At 70.0% G+C, this 21,931-nt stretch carries 20 protein-coding genes; 6 read left to right on the plus strand and 14 right to left on the minus strand.

Annotation, left to right across the window (positions count from 1 at the left end):
* Positions 1 to 10 precede the first annotated feature (10 nt).
* Complete coding sequence (gene rsmA, locus CAL11_RS04385; protein ID WP_086092263.1) at positions 11 to 808, plus strand: 16S rRNA (adenine(1518)-N(6)/adenine(1519)-N(6))-dimethyltransferase RsmA; 798 nt, start codon at positions 11 to 13, stop codon at positions 806 to 808.
* 31 nt (positions 809 to 839) lie between these two features.
* Here rsmA and CAL11_RS04390 read toward each other — a convergent pair whose 3' ends face one another.
* Complete coding sequence (locus tag CAL11_RS04390) at positions 840 to 1,985, minus strand: glycerate kinase (protein WP_086092264.1); 1,146 nt, start codon at positions 1,983 to 1,985, stop codon at positions 840 to 842.
* A gap of 105 nt (positions 1,986 to 2,090) precedes the next feature.
* On the opposite strand from CAL11_RS04390, the gene pyk reads away from it, so the two are divergent.
* Entirely contained in the window at positions 2,091 to 3,533 is a 1,443-nt protein-coding gene (gene pyk / locus CAL11_RS04395) for a pyruvate kinase (RefSeq protein ID WP_033467477.1), read from the plus strand.
* Between the two features lie 3 nt (positions 3,534 to 3,536).
* Here pyk and CAL11_RS04400 read toward each other — a convergent pair whose 3' ends face one another.
* The gene (locus tag CAL11_RS04400) at positions 3,537 to 4,766 is read right to left on the minus strand and encodes a nucleoside recognition domain-containing protein (protein WP_033471076.1); all 1,230 of its coding nucleotides are present in this window, start codon (positions 4,764 to 4,766) and stop codon (positions 3,537 to 3,539) included.
* Between the two features lie 142 nt (positions 4,767 to 4,908).
* Between CAL11_RS04400 and CAL11_RS04405 the strand changes: the two genes are divergently transcribed.
* Positions 4,909 to 7,122: an acyl-CoA dehydrogenase gene (locus tag CAL11_RS04405; RefSeq protein ID WP_080703457.1), complete on the plus strand. Its 2,214-nt coding sequence runs from the start codon at positions 4,909 to 4,911 to the stop codon at positions 7,120 to 7,122.
* 66 nt (positions 7,123 to 7,188) lie between these two features.
* Here the strand turns inward: CAL11_RS04405 and def are convergent, their stop codons facing one another.
* From def to glyQ, 7 genes are all read right to left on the minus strand, one after another.
* The gene (gene def / locus CAL11_RS04410; protein WP_015064978.1) at positions 7,189 to 7,719 is read right to left on the minus strand and encodes a peptide deformylase; all 531 of its coding nucleotides are present in this window, start codon (positions 7,717 to 7,719) and stop codon (positions 7,189 to 7,191) included.
* A 9-nt stretch (positions 7,720 to 7,728) separates the two neighbouring features.
* Complete coding sequence (gene gloA / locus CAL11_RS04415; protein ID WP_015064979.1) at positions 7,729 to 8,124, minus strand: lactoylglutathione lyase; 396 nt, start codon at positions 8,122 to 8,124, stop codon at positions 7,729 to 7,731.
* Positions 8,125 to 8,194: 70 nt separating this feature from the next.
* Entirely contained in the window at positions 8,195 to 9,103 is a 909-nt protein-coding gene (locus CAL11_RS04420) for a M48 family metallopeptidase (RefSeq protein ID WP_086092265.1), read from the minus strand.
* Positions 9,090 to 9,818, minus strand: coding sequence for a lysophospholipid acyltransferase family protein (locus CAL11_RS04425; protein ID WP_015064981.1), 729 nt, complete (start codon positions 9,816 to 9,818; stop codon positions 9,090 to 9,092). The genes CAL11_RS04420 and CAL11_RS04425 overlap by 14 nt, the downstream gene beginning before the upstream one ends.
* A 3-nt stretch (positions 9,819 to 9,821) precedes the next feature.
* Positions 9,822 to 10,361: a D-glycero-beta-D-manno-heptose 1,7-bisphosphate 7-phosphatase gene (gmhB, locus tag CAL11_RS04430; protein ID WP_015064982.1), complete on the minus strand. Its 540-nt coding sequence runs from the start codon at positions 10,359 to 10,361 to the stop codon at positions 9,822 to 9,824.
* Positions 10,358 to 12,496 carry a glycine--tRNA ligase subunit beta gene (glyS, locus tag CAL11_RS04435; protein ID WP_086092266.1) on the minus strand — a complete coding sequence of 713 codons (2,139 nt, stop codon included), beginning with the start codon at positions 12,494 to 12,496 and terminating at the stop codon, positions 10,358 to 10,360. Before glyS ends, gmhB begins: the two co-directional genes overlap by 4 nt.
* A gap of 1 nt (position 12,497) precedes the next feature.
* Positions 12,498 to 13,409 carry a glycine--tRNA ligase subunit alpha gene (glyQ, locus tag CAL11_RS04440; RefSeq protein WP_033448423.1) on the minus strand — a complete coding sequence of 304 codons (912 nt, stop codon included), beginning with the start codon at positions 13,407 to 13,409 and terminating at the stop codon, positions 12,498 to 12,500.
* A 275-nt stretch (positions 13,410 to 13,684) separates the two neighbouring features.
* Here glyQ and CAL11_RS04445 point away from each other — a divergent pair, with 275 nt between their 5' ends.
* A complete protein-coding gene (locus tag CAL11_RS04445) occupies positions 13,685 to 14,872 on the plus strand; it encodes an MFS transporter (protein WP_086092267.1) in 1,188 nt (395 codons plus the stop codon).
* On the opposite strand, the gene CAL11_RS04450 is transcribed toward CAL11_RS04445, so the two are convergent.
* The 5 genes from CAL11_RS04450 to CAL11_RS04470 are packed head-to-tail and all read right to left on the minus strand — an operon-like array spanning position 14,869 to position 19,295.
* A complete protein-coding gene (locus tag CAL11_RS04450) occupies positions 14,869 to 15,732 on the minus strand; it encodes an isocitrate lyase/PEP mutase family protein (RefSeq protein ID WP_033465631.1) in 864 nt (287 codons plus the stop codon). The two genes, CAL11_RS04445 and CAL11_RS04450, sit on opposite strands and share 4 nt — an antisense overlap.
* Positions 15,732 to 16,247 carry a 3-isopropylmalate dehydratase small subunit gene (locus tag CAL11_RS04455; protein WP_015064987.1) on the minus strand — a complete coding sequence of 172 codons (516 nt, stop codon included), beginning with the start codon at positions 16,245 to 16,247 and terminating at the stop codon, positions 15,732 to 15,734. The genes CAL11_RS04450 and CAL11_RS04455 overlap by 1 nt, the downstream gene beginning before the upstream one ends.
* Positions 16,244 to 17,506 carry a 3-isopropylmalate dehydratase large subunit gene (locus CAL11_RS04460; protein WP_086092268.1) on the minus strand — a complete coding sequence of 421 codons (1,263 nt, stop codon included), beginning with the start codon at positions 17,504 to 17,506 and terminating at the stop codon, positions 16,244 to 16,246. Before CAL11_RS04460 ends, CAL11_RS04455 begins: the two co-directional genes overlap by 4 nt.
* A gap of 22 nt (positions 17,507 to 17,528) precedes the next feature.
* The gene (locus CAL11_RS04465) at positions 17,529 to 18,308 is read right to left on the minus strand and encodes a GntR family transcriptional regulator (protein WP_086092269.1); all 780 of its coding nucleotides are present in this window, start codon (positions 18,306 to 18,308) and stop codon (positions 17,529 to 17,531) included.
* Positions 18,309 to 18,329: 21 nt separating this feature from the next.
* Positions 18,330 to 19,295, minus strand: coding sequence for a Bug family tripartite tricarboxylate transporter substrate binding protein (locus tag CAL11_RS04470; RefSeq protein ID WP_015064990.1), 966 nt, complete (start codon positions 19,293 to 19,295; stop codon positions 18,330 to 18,332).
* A gap of 182 nt (positions 19,296 to 19,477) precedes the next feature.
* Between CAL11_RS04470 and CAL11_RS04475 the strand changes: the two genes are divergently transcribed.
* The gene (locus CAL11_RS04475; RefSeq protein WP_033471087.1) at positions 19,478 to 20,245 is read left to right on the plus strand and encodes a crotonase/enoyl-CoA hydratase family protein; all 768 of its coding nucleotides are present in this window, start codon (positions 19,478 to 19,480) and stop codon (positions 20,243 to 20,245) included.
* Between the two features lie 67 nt (positions 20,246 to 20,312).
* On the plus strand, positions 20,313 to 21,836 hold the full coding sequence (locus CAL11_RS04480) for a fumarate hydratase (RefSeq protein ID WP_015064992.1): 1,524 nt from the start codon (positions 20,313 to 20,315) through the stop codon (positions 21,834 to 21,836).
* The last annotated feature ends 95 nt before the right edge of the window (positions 21,837 to 21,931 follow it).

Here is a 21,931-nt window from a genome sequence, read left to right on the forward strand (position 1 = left end):
GGTCCATTTCATGTCAGCACACCAGGCGCGCAAGCGCTTCGGCCAGCATTTCCTGACCGACGAGAGCGTGGTCGAGTCGATCGTGCGGGCCATCGGGCCCGCGCGGGACGACCGCGTGGTCGAGATCGGTCCGGGCCTGTCGGCGTTGACCCGTCCCTTGCTCGATCGCATCGACCGCCTGACCGCGGTCGAGATCGACCGCGACCTGGCCGCGCGCCTGCGCCGCCAGTACCCCGCCGAACGGCTGACCGTGGTCGAGGCCGATGCCTTGACGGTCGATTTCGCGCAGTTCGGCCAGGGGCTGCGGGTGGTGGGCAACTTGCCGTACAACATTTCCAGCCCGCTGCTGTTTCACCTGATGGGCGCCGTCGAGCATGTGCGCGACCAGCACTTCATGCTGCAGCGCGAGGTCATCGACCGCATGGTGGCCGAGCCCGGCAGCGGCGACTACAGCCGCTTGTCGGTCATGCTGCAGGCGCGCTACCGCATGGAGAAGCTGTTCGACGTTCCGCCCGAGGCGTTCGATCCGCCGCCGCGCGTGGTGTCGGCGGTGGTGCGCATGGCGCCGCTGCCGGCCGACCGGCTGCGTCCGGCCAGCGAGGCGGCGTTCGAGGCGGTGGTGGCGCGGGCTTTTTCGCAGCGGCGCAAGATGCTGCGCCGCGTGCTGGGCGACTGGGCGGCCCTGACCCCCTGGGAAGAACTGGGCATTGCGCCGACCGCGCGCGCCGAGGAAGTGGGCGTGGCGCAATTCATCGGCCTGGCCGACGCCTTGCTGGCGGCTGCGGCGCCAGGACTGGCCCGCGCCTGAACGGCGCGCGCCGCGCTGGCGCAGGCCGGCCCTAGAGCATGCGGCGTCCTGCCGCGACCCACAGCTGCATGATGTCGCGGGCCCGCTCGGCCAGCAGCGTTTCGGCCTGCTCGCAGGCCTGTTCCAGCGTGATGGGGCCAGGCGTCAGGCTGAAGGCGGCCGTGATGCCGCCCGCATGCAGATCCTGGTATCCCGCGCCCAGCGAGCCCGCCAGCGCCACCACCGGCACGCCGGCGGCGCTGGCGATGCGGGCCACGCCGGCCGGGGTCTTGCCGCGCAGCGTCTGCGCGTCGATGCGGCCTTCGCCGGTGAACACCAGCGTGGCGCCGGCCACCGCCTGCGCCAATTGGCCCAGTTCGGCGACGATCTCCACGCCTGGGCGCAGCCGCGCCGACAGGAAGGCGAGCGCCGCATAGCCCAGGCCGCCGGCGGCGCCGGCGCCCGGCGCCGTGCGCCGGTCGGGATGCCCGGCGCGCGTCACGATGTCGGCCATGTGCGCCAGGGCGGCGTCCAGTTGCCGCACCTGTTGCGGGCTGGCGCCCTTCTGCGGGCCGAAGGTGTGCGAGGCGCCGTGCGGCCCGCACAGCGGATTGTCGACGTCGGAGGCAATCTCGACCACGACGTCGCGCAGGCGCGGATCCAGGCCGCTGGCGTCCACCTGCCGCAACCCGGCCAGCGCCGCGCCGCCTGGCGGCAGTTCACGGCCGTCCGCATCCAGCCAGCGCACGCCCAGGGCCGCCAGCATGCCCGCGCCGCCGTCGTTGGTGGCCGATCCGCCCAGGCCCACGATCAGGCGGCGCGCGCCGGCATCGAGCGCGGCGCGGATCAGTTCGCCCACGCCATGGCTGCAGGCGCGCAAGGGATCGCGCTGCGCCGGCGCGGCAAGTTCCAGGCCGGCCGCGGCAGCCATTTCGATGACCGCGGTGGCGTCATCGGGCAGCCAGCCCCAGCGGGCTTGCACCGGTTCGCCCAGCGCGCCGCGCACGGTTGTCTCGCGCCATTGGCCGCCGGTGGCGGCCAGCACGGCCTGGACCGTGCCTTCGCCGCCGTCGGCCATCGGGATGCACAGGGTATGGGCGCCCGGGCAGGCCTGCCTGACGCCGCGCGCGATGGCGGCGGCGGCGGCGGGAGCCGACAGGCTTTCTTTGAATGAGTCGGGCGCGATGACGATCTTCACGGTGGTGCGGCTCCTGGCGCGGCATGGCGAGCGCCTATGATACCCGCGCGCCCCGGGGGCGTCGTACCATACAGGCTTGTCGTGTTTTCCCCGGAGAGAGCCCACATGCCCGTACTGCGCCGCACCAAAATCGTTGCCACCCTGGGGCCCGCCACGTCCACGCCCGAGCGGCTCGACGGACTGATACGCGCCGGCATGGACGTCGCCCGCCTGAATTTCTCGCACGGCAGCGCGCAAGACCATCGCGAGCGCGTGCGGCTGGTGCGCGAGCTGGCGGCCAAGCAAGGGCGCTTCGTGGCCCTCATGGGCGACCTGCAGGGGCCGAAGATCCGTATCGCCCGCTTCACCGCCCAGCAGGTCAGCCTGCGGGCCGGCCAGCCTTTCACGCTGTCGCGTTCGCACGCCAAGGAGGCTGGCGACGAAACCATCGTCGGTATCGATTATCCCGAGCTGGTGCAGGACTGTCGCCCCGGCGACGAGCTGCTGCTCGACGATGGCCGCGTGGTGCTGGTGGTCGACAGCGTGGGCGCCGACGAGGTCCACACCACCGTGACGGTGGGCGGGCCGCTGTCGAACAACAAGGGCATCAACCGGCGCGGCGGCGGGCTTTCGGCGCCCAGCCTCACCGACAAGGACCGCGCCGACATCAAGCTGGCCGCCGAGATGGAGCTGGACTACGTGGCCGTGTCGTTTCCGCGCTATGGCTCCGACATCGATGAGGCCCGCGCGCTGCTGCGCGCGGCCGGCAGCCAGGCCTGGATCATCGCCAAGATCGAGCGCGCCGAGGCGGTGGCCGACGACGACGCGCTGGACGCGCTGATCCGCGCCAGCGACGGCGTGATGGTGGCGCGCGGCGACCTGGGCGTGGAAGTGGGCGACGCCGAGCTGGTCGGCATCCAGAAGCGCATCATCCAGCACGCGCGGACGCTGAACAAGGTGGTCATCACGGCCACCCAGATGATGGAGTCCATGGTGGCCAGCCCCATGCCCACGCGCGCCGAGGTGTCGGACGTGGCCAACGCGGTGCTCGACTACACGGATGCCGTCATGCTGTCGGCCGAGAGCGCCTCGGGCCAGTATCCGATCGAGGCGGTGGCGGCGATGGCGCGGGTCTGCCTGGGGGCGGAGAAGCACCCCACCACCACGCATTCGCATCACCGCCTGGGCGAGACGTTCACGCGCTGCGACGAGACCATCGCGCTGGCGGCCATGTACGCGGCCAATCATTTCCCGGGCGTGAAGGCCATCATCGCGCTGACCGAAAGCGGGCACACGCCGCTGATCATGTCGCGCATCCGCTCGGGCGTGCCGATCTACTGCTACAGCCCGCATGGCCCCACGCAGCGGCGCGCGGCGCTGTTTCGCGGCGTCTACACGGTGCCTTTCGCGCCGGCCGAATACGATCCTGCCGACCTGAGCAACGCGGCCATCGACGAGCTGAAAAAGCGCGGCCGCGTCGAGGCGGGCGACTGGGTCATCCTGACCAAGGGCGATTTCTACCGCGACAGCGGCGGCACCAACGGCCTGAAGATCCTGAAGGTGGAATAAACCCTAGCCGAAGAACCAGTAGCACACGCCGATCGAGGCCAGCACGCCGGCCAGGTCGGCGGCCAGCGCGCAGCCCACGGCGTGGCGCGCCCGTACGATGCCCACCGAGCCGAAGTACACGGCCAGCACGTAGAAGGTGGTTTCGGTGCTGCCCTGCATGACCGCCGCCAGCAGCGCCGGAAAGCTGTCCACGCCGAAGTGGCCCATGGTTTCGAGCATCATGGCGCGCGCCGCGCTGCCCGAGAACGGCTTGACCAGGGCGGTGGGCAGCGCGTCGACGAAGCGCGTGTCCCAGCCGGCGGCATGCGCCAGCCAGCGCATGCCGTCGAGCGCGAAATCCAGCGCGCCCGAGGCGCGCAGCACGCCGATCGCGCACAGCATGGCCACCAGGTAGGGCAGCAGGTCGCGCGCGATGTTGAAGCCGTCCTTGGCGCCGGCGATGAAGGTCTCGTAGACGGGCACCTTCTTCCAGGCGCCCGCCACCAGGAACGCCAGCAGCACCCCGAACAGCGTCAGGTTGCCCAGCAGCGAGGACAGGGCGGCGATCGCGGCGGCCGACATGCCGGCCAGCATCGCCATGAACGCCCCCAAGGCCAGCGCCGCGCTGCCCAGCCACGCCAGCACCACCGGGTCGTACAGGCGCAGGCGCTGGCAGAACGCGACGGCCAGCAGGCCTGCCAGCGTCGAGGCGCTGGTGGCCAGCAGGATGGGCAGGAAGATCAGCGTCGGATCGGCCGCGCCCTGCTGGGCGCGGAACATGAACAGCGTGACCGGCAGCAGGGTGAGCGACGATGCGTTGAGCACCAGGAACAGGATCTGCGCGTTGCTGGCCGTCTCGGGGCTGGGATTGAGCGACTGCAGTTCGCGCATGGCGCGCAGCCCGATCGGCGTGGCGGCATTGTCCAGCCCCAGGCCGTTGGCGGCGAAGTTCAGCGTGATGAGCCCGATGGCGGGATGCCCGCGCGGGACGTCGGGCATCAGGCGCGCGAACAGCGGCCCCAGCAGGCTGGCCAGCCGCTCGACCAGGCCGGCGGCTTCGGCGATGCGCAGAAAGCCCAGCCACAGGGTGAGCGTGCCGAACAGCAGCACCATCACTTCCACCGACACGCGCGCCATGTCGAACAGCGAGACCACCATGGCCTGGAAGACGTCGGGTTCGCCCAGCCCCAGCCAGCGGTACAGGGCCGCGGCGGCGGCGGTCAGGAAGAAGGCGAGCCAGAGCTTGTTCAGCATGAGCGGGTGCGCGGTGAGGCGGACAGGGCAGGGCGCCGCGGCGCGGCGCCGCTCATTGTCGCAGACTGGCGCGGCATTGGCCGCACCCGGTCAATTCTGGTAACTTGGATCGCAGAGGCATCGATACGAAAAGGAACCGCGCATGGATTTCAACGCTTGGCGCCGCAGGCGTATCACCGAACCCGCATTTCGCTGGGCGCGCAAGGCCATGCCCGGCATGTCGGACACCGAGCGCGAGGCCATCGAGGCCGGCGACGTCTGGTGGGACGCCGACCTGTTTACCGGCAACCCCGATTGGCGCAAGCTGCTGGATGTGCCGCCGGCCGAGCTGACCGCCGCCGAGCAGCGCTTCATCGATGGCCCGGTGGCGCAGCTGTGCGCCATGCTGGACGAATGGGACATCACCTGGTCGCGCCGCGACCTGCCCGAGCCGGTCTGGCAGTTCATGAAGACGCAGCGTTTTTTCGGGATGATCATTCCCGAGCAATACGGCGGCCTGGGCTTTTCTCCGTATGCGCATTCGGAGGTGGTGCGGCGCATTTCGGCCTATTCGATCACGGCGGGGGTGACCGTGATGGTGCCGAACTCACTCGGGCCGGGCGAGCTGCTGCTGCAGTTCGGCACCCCCGAGCAGCGCGAATTCTGGCTGCCGCGCCTGGCCGACGGCACCGAGGTGCCGTGCTTCGGCCTGACCAGCCCCGAGGCCGGCTCGGACGCGGCCTCCATGACCGACACCGGCGTAGTGTGCCGCCAGATGGTGGACGGGCGCGAGATGCTGGGCATACGCCTGAACTGGCACAAGCGCTACATCACGCTGGGGCCGGTGGCCACGGTGCTGGGCCTGGCGTTCAAGCTGTCCGATCCCGAGGGCCTGCTGGGCGGTCCGGCCGACATCGGCATTTCGGTGGCGCTGGTGCCCACCGAGGCGCCCGGCGTGGAAATCGGCCGGCGCCATCTGCCGGCCATGCAGGTATTCCAGAACGGCCCCAACCGCGGCCGTGATGTCTTCGTGCCGATCGAGGCGCTGATCGGCGGGCCGGCGCGCGCCGGCCAGGGCTGGCAGATGCTGATGAGCGCGCTGGCCGCCGGCCGCGGGATCTCGCTGCCGTCGCTGTCGGCCGCGGCGGCCGTGGTCAGCGCGCGCGCCACCGGCATGTACGCGCGGGTCCGCCGCCAGTTCGGCATCCCGGTCGGCCAGTTCGAAGGCGTGCAGGAGAAGCTGGCGCGGCTGGCGGGCAATGCCTATCTGGTCGAGGCCGCGCGCCGCCTGACCTGCGCGGCGCTGAACCAGGGGCACAAGCCGGCGGTGATTTCCGCCATCATGAAGTACCACGCCACCGAACGCATGCGCGAGTCGGTCGACGACGCGATGGACGTGCACGCCGGCAAGGCGGTGATCGACGGCCCGTCCAACTATCTCGGCAATCTGTATCGCGCGGTGCCCATCGCCATCACGGTCGAGGGTGCCAATATCCTGACGCGCTGCCTGATCGTATTCGGCCAGGGGGCGATCCGCGCCCACCCGTACCTGATGGGCGAGGTGCTGGCGCTGGGCGACCAGGATACCCAGCGCGGCCTGGAGGCCTTCCACAGCCTGTTCTGGAAGCATCTGGGCCACGCCGGCGCCAACACATTGCGGGCCTGGGGCCGGGCCTGGACCGGCGGGCTGCTGGCGCGCGCGCCGGTCAGCGGACCCACGGCGGCCCATTACCGCCAGCTCAGCCGCTACGCGTCGGCGTTCGCGCTGCTGGCCGACGTGGCGCTGGGTGCGCTGGGCGGGGCGCTCAAGCGCCGCGAGATGATTTCGGCGCGACTGGGCGACATCCTGTCCGAGCTGTATCTGCTGTCGGCGGTGCTCAAGCGCTGGGAGGACGAGGGGCGCTGCCACGGCGACCTGCCCCTGGTGAGCTGGTGCATGGAGGATGGCCGCCATCGCATCGAGACCCGCATCGACCAGGTCCTGTCCAACTTGCCCAACCGGCCCTTGGCGTGGCTGGTGCGCGCGCTGATCCTGCCCGTGCGGCTGGCGCGCGGCCCCTCGGATGCGCTGACGCGCGAATGCGCCAGCCTGCTGCTGTCGCCGTCGCGCACGCACGACCGGCTGGCGGCCGACCTGCAGCGCGATGGCGACGATCCGCTGGGCCGCCTGGAGCGCGCCTTTGCCCTGGCGACGGCCGTGCAGCCCCTGCTGGACCGCCTGCGGCGCGAAGGCGTGCCGGATTGGCGCGACGCGCTGCGCGGCGGCGCGCTGACGCCCGAGCAGGCGGCCGAGATCGAGGCCGCCGAGGCGGCGGTGGCCGGCGTGCTGGCGGTGGATGATTTCGCGCCCGAGGAATTGACCGGGCGCGGGCGGTAGCGGGCGCAAGCCCCCGAGCGCGTGTGCCTGTCCCAGCGGGGACAGGCACATCTCGCCGCGGATGGATCAGTCGGCGTTCGGGTCCATCTGCGGAAACAGCACCTCGGTGTAGCCGAACCTGGTCAGGTCGCGGATACGGGTGGGGTAGAGCCGGCCGATGAGGTGGTCGCATTCGTGCTGCACCACCCGGGCGTGGAAGCCTTCGGCTTCGCGCTCGATGCGCTGGCCGACGGGGTCGTAGCCGCTGTAGCGGATATGGCGGTAGCGCGGCACCAGTCCGCGCAGGCCGGGTACCGACAGGCAGCCTTCCCAGCCGTCTTCCATCTCGTCCGACAGCGGTTCGATGACCGGGTTGCACAGGATGGTGCGCGGCACGGCCGGCGCGTCCGGGTAGCGGTCGTTGCGCTCGAACCCGAAGATCACCAGCTGCAGATCCACGCCGATCTGCGGCGCCGCCAGGCCCACGCCCTGGGCGTGGGCCATGGTCTCGAACATGTCGTCGATCAGCGCGCGCAGTTCGGGCGTGTCGAAGCGCTCGACCGGTGCGGCCACGCGCAGCAGGCGCGGGTCGCCCATTTTGAGTATGGCGTGGATCATGGCGGGGCTTCAGTCGTTGCGACCCTTTTTCTGGATGAATTCGATCTTGTAGCCGTCCGGATCCTCGACGAAGGCGATGACCGTGGTGCCGTGCTTCATGGGGCCGGCTTCGCGGGTGACCTTGCCGCCTTTTGCCTTGACCCTGTCACAGGCTTCGTAGGCATTGTCGACTTCGATGGCGATGTGGCCGTAGCCGGTGCCCAGGTCGTATTTCTCGGTGTCCCAGTTGTGGGTCAGTTCGATGGCGGCGGCTTCGCTTTCGTCCTGGTAGCCGACAAAGGCCAGGGTGAAGCGGCCATCCGGGTAGTCTTTGCGGCGCAGTTCGCGCATGCCCAGCACGCTGGTATAGAAATCGATGGATTTATCCAGGTTGCCGACGCGCAGCATGGTATGCAACAGGCGCATGATGAACTCCTCATGGGTAAAACGTCCAGGGCGTCATCGTAGCAAATCGGCCGCGCAAGCCGGGGTGGGCTCAGAATTGCGGCAGGGTGGCCGGATCGTGGCGCCGCAGCACGTTCTTGGCGTCTTCGAAGCCGGGCAGAATCTGGCCGACTTCGGTCCAGAAGTCCTGGCTGTGGTTCATCTCGCGCAGATGGGCCAGCTCATGGGCGATGACGTAATCGATGATGGCCGGCGCGAAGTGGATCAGGCGCCAGTTGAGCATGATGTTGCCGTCGCTGGTGCACGAACCCCAGCGGGTGGCGGCCGAGGACAGCCGCCAGCGCCGGATGCGCAGGCCGGTGAGCTGCAGGAAGTGCGCCAGGCGGGCGCCGAACCAGGCGCCGGCGCGCTGCTGCAGCCATGCCTGGGCGGCATCGCGGATGCGCGCCTGGTCGGCATCGACGGGCAGCGCCAGCCACAGGGTGTCGCCGTCGCAGGGCGCGTCGGCATCGCCCGACATGCTGGCCTGGCGGTGCTCGGCGCCCAGGCCGAGAACGATGCGCTTGCCCAGGTAGGGCAGTTCGCCGCCGGCCTGCCAGCGCGTGTGCGCCATGGCCAGCTGCTCCTTGCGGGCGTGCCAGTCGCGCAGCTTGGCGAGGATCCAGCGCGCCTTCTCGCGCACGGCATCATCGATCTGCCCCAGCGTGACCCAGTTGGGCGCGGTGACGCGCAGCCCGTCATCGGCCACCACGAAGCCGATGCTGCGGCGGCGCGAGCGCAGCAGCACGAAGCCGATGGGCTGCTGTTCGGTATGGACTTCGCGCCAGCGCGCGCCGGGCGGCAGCGGGTCGGGGCACGGGGTGGCGATGGCGGCGGGCGCGGGGGGGGCCGGCCGGGCCCTGGGCGACTTGCGCGGCGGCGCGTCCGGCGGCGCCGCGCTGGCCGGATCCGCCGGCGGCGCGGCGTCGAACAGCAGTTCCAGCTGATCAGGCTTGGCCATACCTTTCGGGATTGAGAACACGCATCTCGCCTTCGATCCAGGCCTGCACCTTGGCGTTGAGGGCTTCGGGGGCGATGTCCTGCGATTCTATCGCGGGGCCGATAGAGACGGTAATCAGGCCGGGGCGCTTGACGAAGGCATTGCGGCGCCAGCATTCGCCGGCGTTGTGCGCGATCGGGATGATGCGCGCGCCGGTACGCGAGGCCAGCAGGGCCCCGCCCATCTTGAAGCGGCCGGTCTTGCCGGGCGGCACGCGCGTACCCTCGGGAAACAGCAGCGGCCAGCGGCCCTCGTCCAGCCGCACCTGGCCCTGGCGCACGACCTGCTCGAAGGCGTCGCGGCCTTTGGCGCGGTCGATCGGGATCATGCGCAGCAGCGCCAGGCCCCAGCCGAAGAACGGCACCATGTGCAGTTCCTTCTTGTAGACGAAGCACACTTCGCGCGGCATGTGGGCCGGGAAGAACAGGGTCTCCCAGGCGGACTGGTGCTTGGAGAGCAGAATGGCGGGACCGTCGGGCAGGTTCTCGGCGCCCTTGATGCGCCAGCGGATGCCGCAGATCACGCGCGCGCCCCAGATGGCCAGGCGCGGCCAGCCCACGGTCAGGCGATAGCGCCAGTGCAGCGGCAGCGGCGCCCACAGGATGCAGGCGAACGCGTAGGGAATGACGGTAACGATCAGGAACAGGGCATACAACGCCGAACGCAGCCAGGCCATGGGTCAGGCCTCCTGCAGCAGTTGTTCGACCATCGCGGCCAGGTCCTCGCACACGCGCGTACCTTCGGGCAGGCCGCCCTGCGCCAGGGTCTTGCGGCCGTTGCCGGTCTGCACCAGCCACGGCGCGCAACCCGCCTGCGCGGCCGCCTGCAGGTCGCGCAGCGAGTCGCCCACCGCCGGCACGCCGGCCAGGTCGATGTCGTAGCGGCGCGCGATGTCGCGATACATGCCCGGCAGCGGCTTGCGGCACGCGCAGCCGTCTTCCGGCCCGTGGGGGCACATGAAAATGGCGTCGACGACACCGCCCATCTGCGCCAGCGCGCGGTGCATCTTGTCGTGGATGGCGTTGAGCGTGGCCGTGTCGAACAGCCCGCGGGCCAGCCCGGACTGGTTGGTGGCCAGCACCACCGTCCAGTCGGCCTGCGTCAGGCGCGCGATGGCCTGCAGGCTGCCCGGCAGGGCGATCCATTCGTCCGGCGATTTGACGAAGGCGTCGCTGTCCTGGTTGACCACGCCGTCACGGTCGAGAATGATCAGTTTCACTGGGCCAGCCTGGAAATGTCGGCCACCTGGTTCATGAGGCCGTGCAGTTGGCCCAGCAGCGCCAGGCGGTTGGCGCGCAGCGCCGCGTCGTCGGCCATCACCATGACATCGGCGAAGAAGGCGTCCACCGGCTCGCGCGCTTGCGCCAGCGTGGCCAGGCTGCCGGCGAAATCGCCCGCCTGAAGCTGGGCCTGGGCCTGCGGGCGCAGTTGCGCCACGGCGTCGGCCAGCGCCTTCTCGGCCGGGTCCTGCAGCAGGGCGGCGTCCACCGCGCCGATTTCGCCTTCGGCCTTCTTGAGCAGATTGCCGATGCGCTTGTTGGCGGCGGCCAGGCTGGCCGCCGCCGGCAGCTGCGCGAAGGCGGCCACCGCGCGTACGCGCCCGGCCACCTGGTGCAGCGGCGGCGCCAGCGCGATGACGGCCTCGACCGCATTGCGGTCGTGCTCGCCGATCAGCTGGTTGCGGTAGCGTTCGTAGATGAAGGCGCGCACCTCGGCCAGGGTGGCGGCGCCGATCCTGCCGTCCGGGAAGGCCTGCGCGGCCAGCGCCAGCAGGCCGTCCAGCGACAGCGGGCCGTCTTCGCTGACTTTCAGCCAGCCGCCGGCGGCCAGCTGCTCGAAGGCGCTGATCAGGCCCAGCGCGGCGCGGCGCAGGCCGAACGGGTCGCGCTCGCCGGTGGGCGCCAGGCCGATGCTCCAGATGCCGACCAGGGTTTCGATGCGCTCGGCGATGAACAGCGTGGCCGCGGTCAGCGTGGCGGCGTCGACCGGCGCGTCGTAGCGGTTGCGGTATTGCGTGCGCAAGGCGGTGACCACGTCGGCGGGCTCGCCGTCGCCCTGGGCGTAGTAGGCGCCCATGATGCCCTGCAGCTCGGGGAACTCGCCCACCATGTTCGAGCCGAGGTCGGCCTTGGCCAGCAGCGCGGCGCGGTCGCAATGGGCGACGTCGCCGCCCAGCGCCATGGCGATGCCGCGCGCGATGGCGCGCACGCGCTCGACGCGTTCGAGCTGGGTGCCCAGCTTGTTGTGGTAGACGATGCTGCCCAGCTGCTCGACGCGCGCGGCCAGCGGGGTCTTGCGGTCGGTTTCGAAGAAGAACTGGGCGTCGGCCAGGCGCGGACGCACCACGCGCTGGTTGCCTTCGACGATATTGGTCGGGTCGGCCACCTGCATGTTGCTGACGATCAGGAAGCGGTGCGTCAGCTTGCCGCTGGCCGGGTCGAACAGCGGGAAGTACTTCTGGTTCAGCCGCATGGTCAGGATCAGGCACTCCTGCGGCACTTGCAGGAACTGTTCCTCGAACTGCCCGACGTAGACGGTGGGATGTTCGACCAGGGCGGTGACTTCGTCCAGCAAGGCCGTGACTTCGGGGTCGTCGCCCAGCGTGGCGCCCAGCCGTTGCGCGTGCTCGCCGAGCAGGCGCGAGATCTCGGCGCGGCGCGCCTCGAACGAGGCGATGACGCGGCCGCGCTCGGCCAGGTCGGCCTCGTAGTCTTGCGACGTGGCCAGCTCGATGGCGCCGTTGCTCTGGAAACGGTGCCCCTGCGTGGCGCGGCCTGCCTGCAGGCCCAGCGCCGCGACCGGCACGATGTCGGCGCCGAACAGGGCCACCAGGCCGTGCGCCGGGCGCACGAACTTGACGGTGGTCTGGCCGTCGGCCAGCTGGTAGCGCATGACCTTGGGAATGGGCAGGCCGTCGATGGCGGCGTCCAGCCCCTCCTGCAGCCCGGCCGCCAGTTGCGCGCCGGCGGCGGTGCCGCGCGCCACCAGGTATTCCTGCTTGCCATCGGACTCGCGTTCCAGCGTGGCCGGGTCCAGGCCTTCCAGGCCCTTGGCGGCCAGTTTCTTGGCCAGCGCGGCGGTGGGCTGGCCGCTGGCGTCCAGGCCGACCTTCACCGGCATCAGTTTCTCGACGTAGGCCTGGTCGGGGGCCTGGGCCAGCACGGCCGACAGGCGCACAGCCAGCCGGCGCGGCGTGGCGAAAGGCTCGACCGCGCAGCCGTCGGCCAGCAGATGGTGGCGCGCCAGGGTGGCGCGCACGCCTTCGGCGAACGCCTGGCCCAGTTTCTGCAAGGCCTTGGGCGGCAGTTCTTCGGTAAACAGTTCAACCAGCAGGGGGCGGATATCGGTGGTCATGTCAGGCTGCCTCCCCGGCGGCCTTGCGGCCGGCAAGCATGGGGAAGCCCAGTCGTTCGCGGGAGTCGTAGTAGGCCTGCGCGACGGCGCGCGACAGGTTGCGGATGCGGCCGATGTAGGCGGCGCGCTCGGTCACGCTGATCGCGCCGCGCGCATCCAGCATGTTGAAGGTATGGGCGGCCTTCAGGGCCGCCTCGTAGGCCGGCAGGGCCAGCGGCACGTCCATCAGGCGCTTGGCCTCGGCTTCGTAATCGTTGAAGTGGGCAAACAGCATGTCGGCCGACGCGTGCTCGAAGTTGTAGGTCGATTGTTCGACCTCGTTCTGGTGGAACACGTCGCGGTAGTGGACGCGGTTGCCGTTGGCCCCTTCGGTCCAGACCAGGTCGTAGACGCTCTCGACGTCCTGCAGGTACATGGCCAGGCGTTCCAGGCCGTAGGTGATCTCGCCGGTGGTGGGCGTGCAGTCCAGGCCGCCGACCTGCTGGAAGTAGGTGAACTGGGTGACTTCCATGCCGTTGAGCCAGACTTCCCAGCCCAGGCCCCAGGCGCCCAGCGTGGGGTTCTCCCAGTCGTCCTCGACGAAGCGGATGTCGTGCTGCGTGGGGTCGATTCCCAGCGCCTTGAGCGAGCCGATATAGAGATCGAGGATCTCGGGCGGCGCGGGCTTGAGCACGACCTGGTACTGGTAGTAGTGCTGCAGGCGGTTCGGGTTTTCGCCGTAGCGGCCGTCCTTGGGGCGGCGCGAGGGCTGCACGTAGGCGGCGCGCCACGGCTCGGGGCCGATGGCGCGCAGGAAGGTGGCCGTGTGCGAGGTGCCGGCGCCGACTTCCATGTCGTACGGCTGCAGCAGGGCGCAGCCTTGTTTGTCCCAATAGTCCTGGAGCGTGAGGATGATTTGCTGGAAGGTGAGCATAGGGTAAGGAAAGTCGGGACGCGGCAGGCCGCGCGCCAGCCGGCAGCGTGGAAAACCCGCCATTTTAACTGGCCTTGGCGTAGACGGCGGACGCGTCCCTTTTTGGCCGTGAATCGTTCATGGCCTGCGACGGTGTGCCTGTCCCAGCGGGGACAGGCACACGCTGCCGCGGATGTCGGTTCCCGTGCTGGGACAGGCACGCGTTGCCGCGGATGTCGGTCCCCACGCGGGACAGGTCCTAGAATACAGGTCGGCCTTCACTTCCTGCTTCCATCGTGTCCGACCACGACGCTTCATTCAGCCTCAAAGACATTGCCGTTCCCGCCTTCGGCCCCTCCATCCTCTATGGCGTGAGCAATGGCGCCATCCTGCCCGTGGTGGCGCTGACCGCGCGGGAACTGGGCGCATCGCTGGCCACCTCGGGCCTGATCGTGGGCCTGGTCGGCATCGGTTCGCTGGTCAGCAATATCCCCGCCGCGATGTTCACCTCGCGCCACGGCGAGCGGCGCTCCATGGTGGGGGCGGCCGTGCTCAGCGTGACGGCGCTGCTGCTGTGCATCTTCGCCGGCGCGCTGTGGATGCTGGCGGCCGGCGTATTCATGGTCGGCATGGCGTCCTCGGTCTTCCTGCTGGCGCGGCAGGGCTACATGATCGACGCCGTGCCCGCCCACATGCGCGCGCGCGCCCTGTCCACGCTGGCGGGCACCATGCGCATCGGCGTGTTCGCCGGGCCGTTCGCCGGGGCGGCGCTGATCCACTTCATGGGCCTGCAGGGCGCGTACTGGGTGGCGGCCGTGGCCATGGCCGGCGCCGGCCTGATCGCCTGGTTCGCGCCCGACATGGCGCCGCCGCGGCGGCGCGGCGAGGCGGCGGCGCGGCCGCGGCTGCTGGACGTGGCGCGCGCGCATCGCCAGGTGTACCTGACGCTGGGGCTGGGCATCCTGCTGGTCAGCGCGGTGCGCGCGTCCCGGCAGGTGGTGATTCCGCTGTGGGCCGACCACCTGGGCATCAACCCGGCGACCACCTCGCTCATCTATGGCCTGGTGGCGGCGATCGACATGTCGGTGTTCTATCCGGCCGGCATGCTGATGGACCGGCGCGGGCGGCTGTGGGTGGCGGTGCCCTCGACGCTGCTGATGGGCTGCGCCCTGATCGGAACTTCGCTGACCACCGGCGTGGCCGGTTTCGTGATCGTGTCGATGATGCTGGGCATGGGCAACGGCATCGGTTCGGGCATCGTCATGACGCTGGGCGCCGACGCGGCGCCCGCGTCCGGGCGTACCGAGTTCCTGGGATTGTGGCGCCTGATGTCCGACCTGGGCGGCAGCCTGGGGCCGGTGGCGCTGTCGGGTATCACCGCCGCGGTGTCGCTGGCCGCCGGGGTGGCGGCCATGGGCGGAGTGGGCCTGGCCGCCGCGGCCGTGTTCTGGCACTGGCTGCCGCGCGGCAAGGCCGCGCGCTAGCGGTAGCGCTCGGCCGTCTCCAGCAGGGCGGGGGTGCCGATCAGCGCGTTGAGCTGGTCGAAGTCCAGCATGCGCGCGCGCCAGGGCGCGGTGGTGCCGTGCTCGCGCAGGCTGCCGTAATAGTCCTGCAGCGCATGGGACACGGCGCGCGCCGTGCCGCCCGGGAAAATCACGATGCGAAAGCCGCGCCCGGCCAGGGCCTGGGCGCTTTCGATGGGCGTCTGGCCGCCTTCGACCATATTGGCCAGCAGCGGCACCCGCGCGGCGAAGCGGGCGCAGGCGGCGTCGAGCTGCCGCGGCGAGCGCAGCGCCTCGATGAACAGGGCGTCCACGCCGCATTCCAGGTAGCGTTCGGCCCGCTCGAACGCGGCCTCGATGCCCTCGACCGCGACCGCGTCGGTGCGGGCCAGGATCAGCGTGTCGTCGCTGGCGCGGGCATCCAGGGCGGCGCGCAGCTTGCCGCACATTTCGTCGGCCGGGACCAGCGACTTGCCCGCCAGGTGCCCGCAGCGCTTGGGAAAGTCCTGGTCCTCCAGCTGGATCATCGCGGCGCCGGCGCGCTCGAAGCCGCGCACGGTGCGCTGCACATTGAGGGCGTTGCCGAAGCCGGTGTCGGCGTCGACGATCACCGGGCGGCGCACGCGTTCGGTGATGCGCGCCAGCACGTCCTCGACTTCGCTGTAGGTGGTCAGGCCCACGTCGGAGCGGCCCAGGCGGGTGTAGGCGATGGAGGCGCCCGACAGGTAGAGGGCGTCGAAGCCGGCCTGTTCGGCGATCAGCGCCGACAGCGCATCGTAGACGCCGGGGGCCAGCAGGGTCTGGCCGGCGGCCAGTTTGTGTTTCAGGGATGCAGGGGTCATCAGGCTTTCATCGGGTAACGCGGCAGCGAGCCATCGGCCAGCCGCCGCTTCAATTGCATGAGCAGGCCGCCCGCCTGCACCATGTCGAGCAGGAAGGCGGGCACGGGCTCGCAGGGCAGGGGCGTGCCGTCGGCGCGCAGCACGCGCTGGCTGGGCAGGTCGATGCGGATCCGCTCGCCTTCGGCGATCTCGCCGGCGCGTTCGCAGGTCAGCAGCAGCAGGCCCACGTTGAAGGCGTTGCGGAAGTACAGGCCGCTGTAGCTGGGCGCGATGACCGCGCGCAGGCCCAGCTGGACCAGGGCGGCGGCGGCCTGTTCGCGCGACGAGCCGATGCCGAAGTTGCGTCCGGCCACCAGCACGTCGCCCGGCCGCACGCCGCCGGCGAAGTCGGGGCGTACGCCTTCGAGGCAATGGCGGGCGATATCGGCGATGCCGAGTTTCATATAGGCGCCCGGGGCGAGCTGGTCGGTATCGACATCGTCGCCCACGCGCCAGGCTTGGTGCGTTTCGCTCATGACAGGACCTCGCGCGGGTCGGCGATGCGGCCGGCCAGGGCCGAGGCCGCCACGGTGCAGGGGGACGCCAGGTAGACCCGGGCGCTGGCCGCGCCCATGCGGCCCTTGAAGTTGCGGGCCGTGGTGGAAATGACGTTGGCGCCGTCCGGGATCGAGCCGCCGTAGCCGGAACAGGCGCCGCAGGTGGTGGGCAGCACCGTCGCGCCGGCCTCGACCAGCGCCGGCAGCACGCCTTCGTCCTGCGCGCGCGCCTGGTCGCGCTGGCTGGCCGGGGCCACCAGCAGGCTGACGCCCGGCGCCACGCGGCGGCCGCGCAGCACCTGCGCGGCCGCCCGCAGATCGTCCAGCTTGGCGCCGGTACAGGCGCCGATATAGGCCACCTGCACGGCGGTGTCCGCGTATGCCTGCACCGGCGCGGCGTTGGCCGGGCTGTGCGGCGCCGCCACGTAGGGCGGCAGGCTGTCGGCGTCGAACTCGTGCCATTGGGCGGGCGCGTCCGGGTCGGACTGCCAGCGCGCGGTATCGGGCTCGGGCGCGCCGGCCTGGCGCAGGTACTGCGCCGTGGTCCGGTCGGGCGCGATCAGGCCGGCCTGCGCGCCCAGCTCGGCCGACATGTTCGACAGCGTCATGCGTTCCTGCATGGACAGGGCGCGCACCGCCTCGCCGCAGAACTCCACGGCCTGGTAGCGTCCGCCGTTCATGCCGTGCAGGCCTATCATGTGCAGCATCATGTCCTTGGCCATGACGCCAGGGCGCAGCCGGCCGCGCCAGTGCATCATCAGCGTGTCGGGCACGCGCATCCAGATTTCGCCGCTGGTGACCACGCCCAGCATTTCGGTGCTGCCCACGCCGAACATATAGGCGCCGAAGGCGCCGCCGGTGGGCGAATGCGAGTCGCCGCCCACGCAGAACATGCCGGGGCGCACATGGCCATGTTCCGGCACCACCACGTGGCAGATGCCCATCGAGTCGTAGACATGCGGCAGCGCCTGCTCGCGCGCCCAATCGCGGGCGATGCGTACGATGCGGCGCGATTCGTCATCGGACTCGGGCACGTAATGGTCCATGACCAGCACGATGCGCGAGCGGTCCCACAGGCCGGTGCCCAGCTCTTCGAGCATGGGCTGGAGGCGGCGCGGGCCGCTGGAGTCGTGGAACATGGCCAGGTCGACCTTGCAGGTCACGATCTCGCCGACGCGCACGGCGTCGCGGCCGGCGGCGGCGGCCAGCAGTTTCTGGGCTAGCGTCTGGGCGGGCATGATGGCGTATGGGAGGTTTCGGTCAGGCGCGCCGCGGCGCGCCGGCGGGCAGCCAGGTGGGCTGGCCCGGCGTATCGTGGGCCTGCATGTCCAGCCGGTATTCGTAGCGGTCGGGCCGGTACAGCGCATGCAGCCATTCCACCGGCCGGCCGGCGTCGTCGCGCACCAGACGCTGCAGGCTGAGCAGGGCCGAGCCGACCGGCACGTCCAGCGCGCCGGCCGTGCCGGGTTCGGCCAGCACCGCCGAGATCGATTGCTGGGCGCGCGCCACGCGCACGCCCAGGTCGCGGAAGATCGCCAGCAGGGGCTTGGCGACGAGGTCCTCGCGGCGGATGCGCTCGCCGATCTCGCCCGGCACGTACGTGACCAGGTACGAAAACGGCAGGCCCTGGTGGCTGCGTACCCGCACCGCCCGTTGCACCGGCGCGCCGGCCGGCAGTTCGAGCTGCGCCGCCGCCTGCGGGGTGGCCGGCACGGTGTCGAGTTCGAGCAGGCTCACCTGGGTATGCATGCCCATGCGGGCCAGGTGCGCCATCAGGGCGTCGATGTCGGCGCTGTGCTGCGGCGCCGACAGGACCGCGCCCTCGGCGGCGAACGTGCCCCGCCCCTGGCGGCGCTCGATGAGGCCCTCGGACTCCAGCGCTTCGAGCGAGCGCCGTATCGTCAGGCGCGAGACGCCGTATTCGGCCGCCAGCGCGTTCTCGCCGGGCATCGCCGCGTTCAGGGCGAAGCCGCCCGACTGCAGGCGCTGCTTCAGCAGCAGATAGACCTTGTGATACAGAGGCAAGGGGCTGTCGGGCACGGGGGCTCCAGTCGGTTGGGTTCAGTCCACCGTGGCGCCGGTGAACTTGACGAGTTCGGCGTAGCGTTCGATGTCCTTGCGCACGAATTCGTCCAGTTCCTGCGGGCTGCTGCTGACCGCGGTGGCCGCCTCGCCTTCGAGCAGCTTGCGGAACTCGGGCGTGTCGACCGCCTTGCGGGCGGCGGCGTTCAGCGCCGCGACCGTCTCGGGCGGCAGGCCGGCCGGGCCGAACAGGGCGAACCATGCGTTGGATTCGAAACCCTTGATGGTATCGCCGATGGGCGGCACGCCGGGGAATTGCGGCAGCGGCTGCGGGCTGGTCACGCCCAGCGCCTTGAGCGCGCCGCTCTTGATGTGCGGCAGGGCGTTGAGCGAGCTGGCGACCATCATGTCGACCTGGCCCCCGAGCAGGTCGGTGATGGCCGGCGACGTGCCCTTGTACGGCACGTTGAGGATGTCCAGCCCCGCCATCATCTTCATGCGCTCGCCGGCCATGTGCAGCGAGGAGCCGATGGCGCCCAGCGCCATGGTGTACTTGCCCGGGCTGGCCTTCACCAGGGACACGAACTCGGGCATGGTCTGGGCCGGGAAGTCCTTGCGCGTGACCAGCACGCTGGGCACGTTGGCCAGCATGCTGATGGGCGTGAAATCGCGCACCGGATCGAACGGCAGGTTGCGGTACAGGCTGGCGTTGATCGAGAAGCTGGTGAAGGTGACCAGCAGGGTGCTGCCGTCGGCCTTGCCCTTGGCGACATAGTCGGCCGCGATGTTGCCGCCCGCGCCGGGCTTGTTCTCGACCAGCACCGTGCGCTTGAGATCCTGCGCCATGTGCTGGGCGATGCTGCGCGCCACGGTGTCGGTGGTGCCTCCGGGCGGGGCGCCCACGACCAGCTTGATGGCGTTGTTCTGCGCCGAGGCCGGCGCCAGCGGCAGGGCCAGCGCGCCAAACAGTGCGCAGCCGGCGGCCAGGCGTTGCAATCCCTGCATGTTCGTCTCCTGATCTGTTGTATTGATGATAGTACAAGTGTACCTAAGTTTTGATACGGCTCGCAAGCGGCGGTGAGAGCAGTCCGAAGCGGGGGTCGGAGCAATGGTCGTATGATGCGGGTCTGGCGAGTCTTATATAAAAGTCGGGGCCCGGCCCCATGCGCATACGGAAGGAGCATTGCATGTCAGAACTGGTCAAGGTGGAAATCGCCGACGGCATCCAGATCATCACGGTCAACCGTCCCGAAGCCAGGAACGCCATCAATTTCGAAACGGCGCAGGCCATGGCGGCCGCGCTGGACCAACTCGATGAACGCGACGACGTGCGTATCGGCATCCTGACCGGCGCGGGCGGCACGTTCTCGGCCGGCATGGACTTGAAGGCGTTCGCCCAGACCGGACAGCGCCCGTCCCTTCCCGGGCGCGGCTTTGCCGGCCTGACCGAGCGCCCGCCGAAAAAGCCGCTGATCGCGGCGGTCGAGGGGTATGCGCTGGCCGGCGGCTGCGAAATGGCCCTGAGTTGCGACCTGCTGGTGGCCGCCGACAATGCCCGGTTCGGCCTGCCCGAAGTCAAGCGCGGGCTGGTGCCGGGCGCCGGCGGCATGCTGCGCCTGCCGCGCCGGCTGCCGTACCACGTCGCCATGGAAATCATCCTGACCGGCGATTTTCTGGATGCCTCGCGCGCGCACGCGCTGGGCCTGGTCAACCGCCTGACGGCGGCCGGCGGCGCGCTGGAAGGCGCGCTGGCGCTGGCCCGCGTCATCGTCGAGAACGGCCCGCTGGCGGTGCAGGTCGCCAAGAGCATCGTCGCGCAATCGGGCGACTGGGACCAGGAAACCATGTTCGACCGCCAGCGTCCCCAGGTCACCGAAATCTTCACCTCGGCCGACGCCAAGGAAGGCGCCACCGCCTTCGCCGAGAAGCGCAAGCCTGTCTGGCAAGGCAAATAAAACAGGCTGCATGGCGCGGCGGGTCCGACCGCCGCGCGCCCATTTTCATCCATCCTCGCATACCGTCATGACCGTCCTCATCAAAGAAGAAGACTTCATCCAATCCATCGCCGATGGCATCCAGTTCATCAGCTACTACCATCCGGTGGACTATATCCGTCACCTGGCGCGCGCCTACGAGCGGGAAGAAAGCCCGGCCGCGCGCGACGCGATGGCGCAGATCCTGACCAACTCGCGCATGTGCGCCGAAGGCAAGCGCCCGCTGTGCCAGGACACCGGCATCGTCAACGTGTTCCTCAAGGTCGGCATGAACGTGCGCTTCGAGACGCAACGCACGCTGCAGGAACTCTGTGACGAAGGCGTGCGCCGCGGCTACCTCAACCCCGACAACCCCTTGCGCGCCTCGGTGCTGGACGACCCGCTGTTCGCGCGCAAGAACACCCGCGACAACACGCCCTGTATCCTGCACGTCGAACTGGTGCCGGGCGACACCGTCGACGTGCAAGTGGCCTCCAAGGGCGGCGGCTCGGAAAACAAGTCCAAGTTCGTCATGCTCAACCCCAGCGATTCGCTGGTCGACTGGGTGCTCAAGACCGTGCCGACCATGGGCGCCGGCTGGTGCCCGCCGGGCATGCTCGGCATCGGCGTGGGCGGCACGGCCGAGAAGGCCATGCTGATGGCCAAGCAGTCGCTGATGGAAGACATCGACATGTACGAGCTGCTGGCGCGCGGCCCGCAGAACAAGCTGGAAGAGCTGCGCATCGAGCTGTACGAGAAGGTCAACGCCCTGGGCATCGGCGCCCAGGGCCTGGGTGGCCTGACGACCGTGCTGGACGTCAAGATCAACACCTTCCCCACGCACGCCGCGTCCAAGCCGGTGGCGATGATCCCGAACTGCGCCGCCACGCGCCACGCGCATTTCGTGCTGGACGGCTCCGGTCCGGCCCGCCTCGATCCGCCGTCGCTGTCCGAATGGCCGGAAGTGCACTGGGCGCCCGACTACAACAAGTCCAGGCAGGTCGATCTCAATACCCTGACCAAGGAAGAAGTGGCCAGCTGGAAGCCGGGCCAGACCCTGCTGCTGTCGGGCAAGATGCTGACCGGCCGCGACGCGGCGCACAAGCGCATCCAGGACATGTTGTCCAAGGGCGAGAGCCTGCCGGTGGACTTCACCAACCGCGTCATCTACTACGTCGGCCCGGTCGATCCGGTGCGCGACGAAGTCGTCGGCCCGGCCGGTCCCACCACGGCGACCCGCATGGACAAGTTCACCGACATGATGCTGGCCCAGACCGGCCTGATCTCCATGATCGGCAAGTCCGAGCGCGGCCCGGTCGCCATCGAGTCGATCCGCAAGCACGGCTCGGCCTACTTGATGGCCGTGGGCGGCGCGGCCTATCTGGTGTCCAAGGCCATCCGCAACGCCAAGGTCCTGGCTTTCGAAGACCTGGGCATGGAAGCCATCTACGAGTTCGATGTCAAGGACATGCCCGTGACCGTCGCGGTGGACTCGCAGGGCACTTCGGTGCACACCACCGGCCCGAAGGAATGGCAGGCCCGCATCGGCAAGATTCCGGTCGCGGTGGCCTGATTCCTGGTTCGGACGGCGGCCGGGGCGGGCGCCTGTCGCCGTGCGGACAGGCGCCGGGATTCCTGCGGGGGCAAGGCCCGGGAGTCTGTGGGTGC

This window comes from Bordetella genomosp. 6 (assembly GCF_002119705.1).
In the GTDB taxonomy this organism is placed as follows: Bacteria; Pseudomonadota; Gammaproteobacteria; order Burkholderiales; family Burkholderiaceae_B; genus Bordetella; species Bordetella bronchiseptica_F.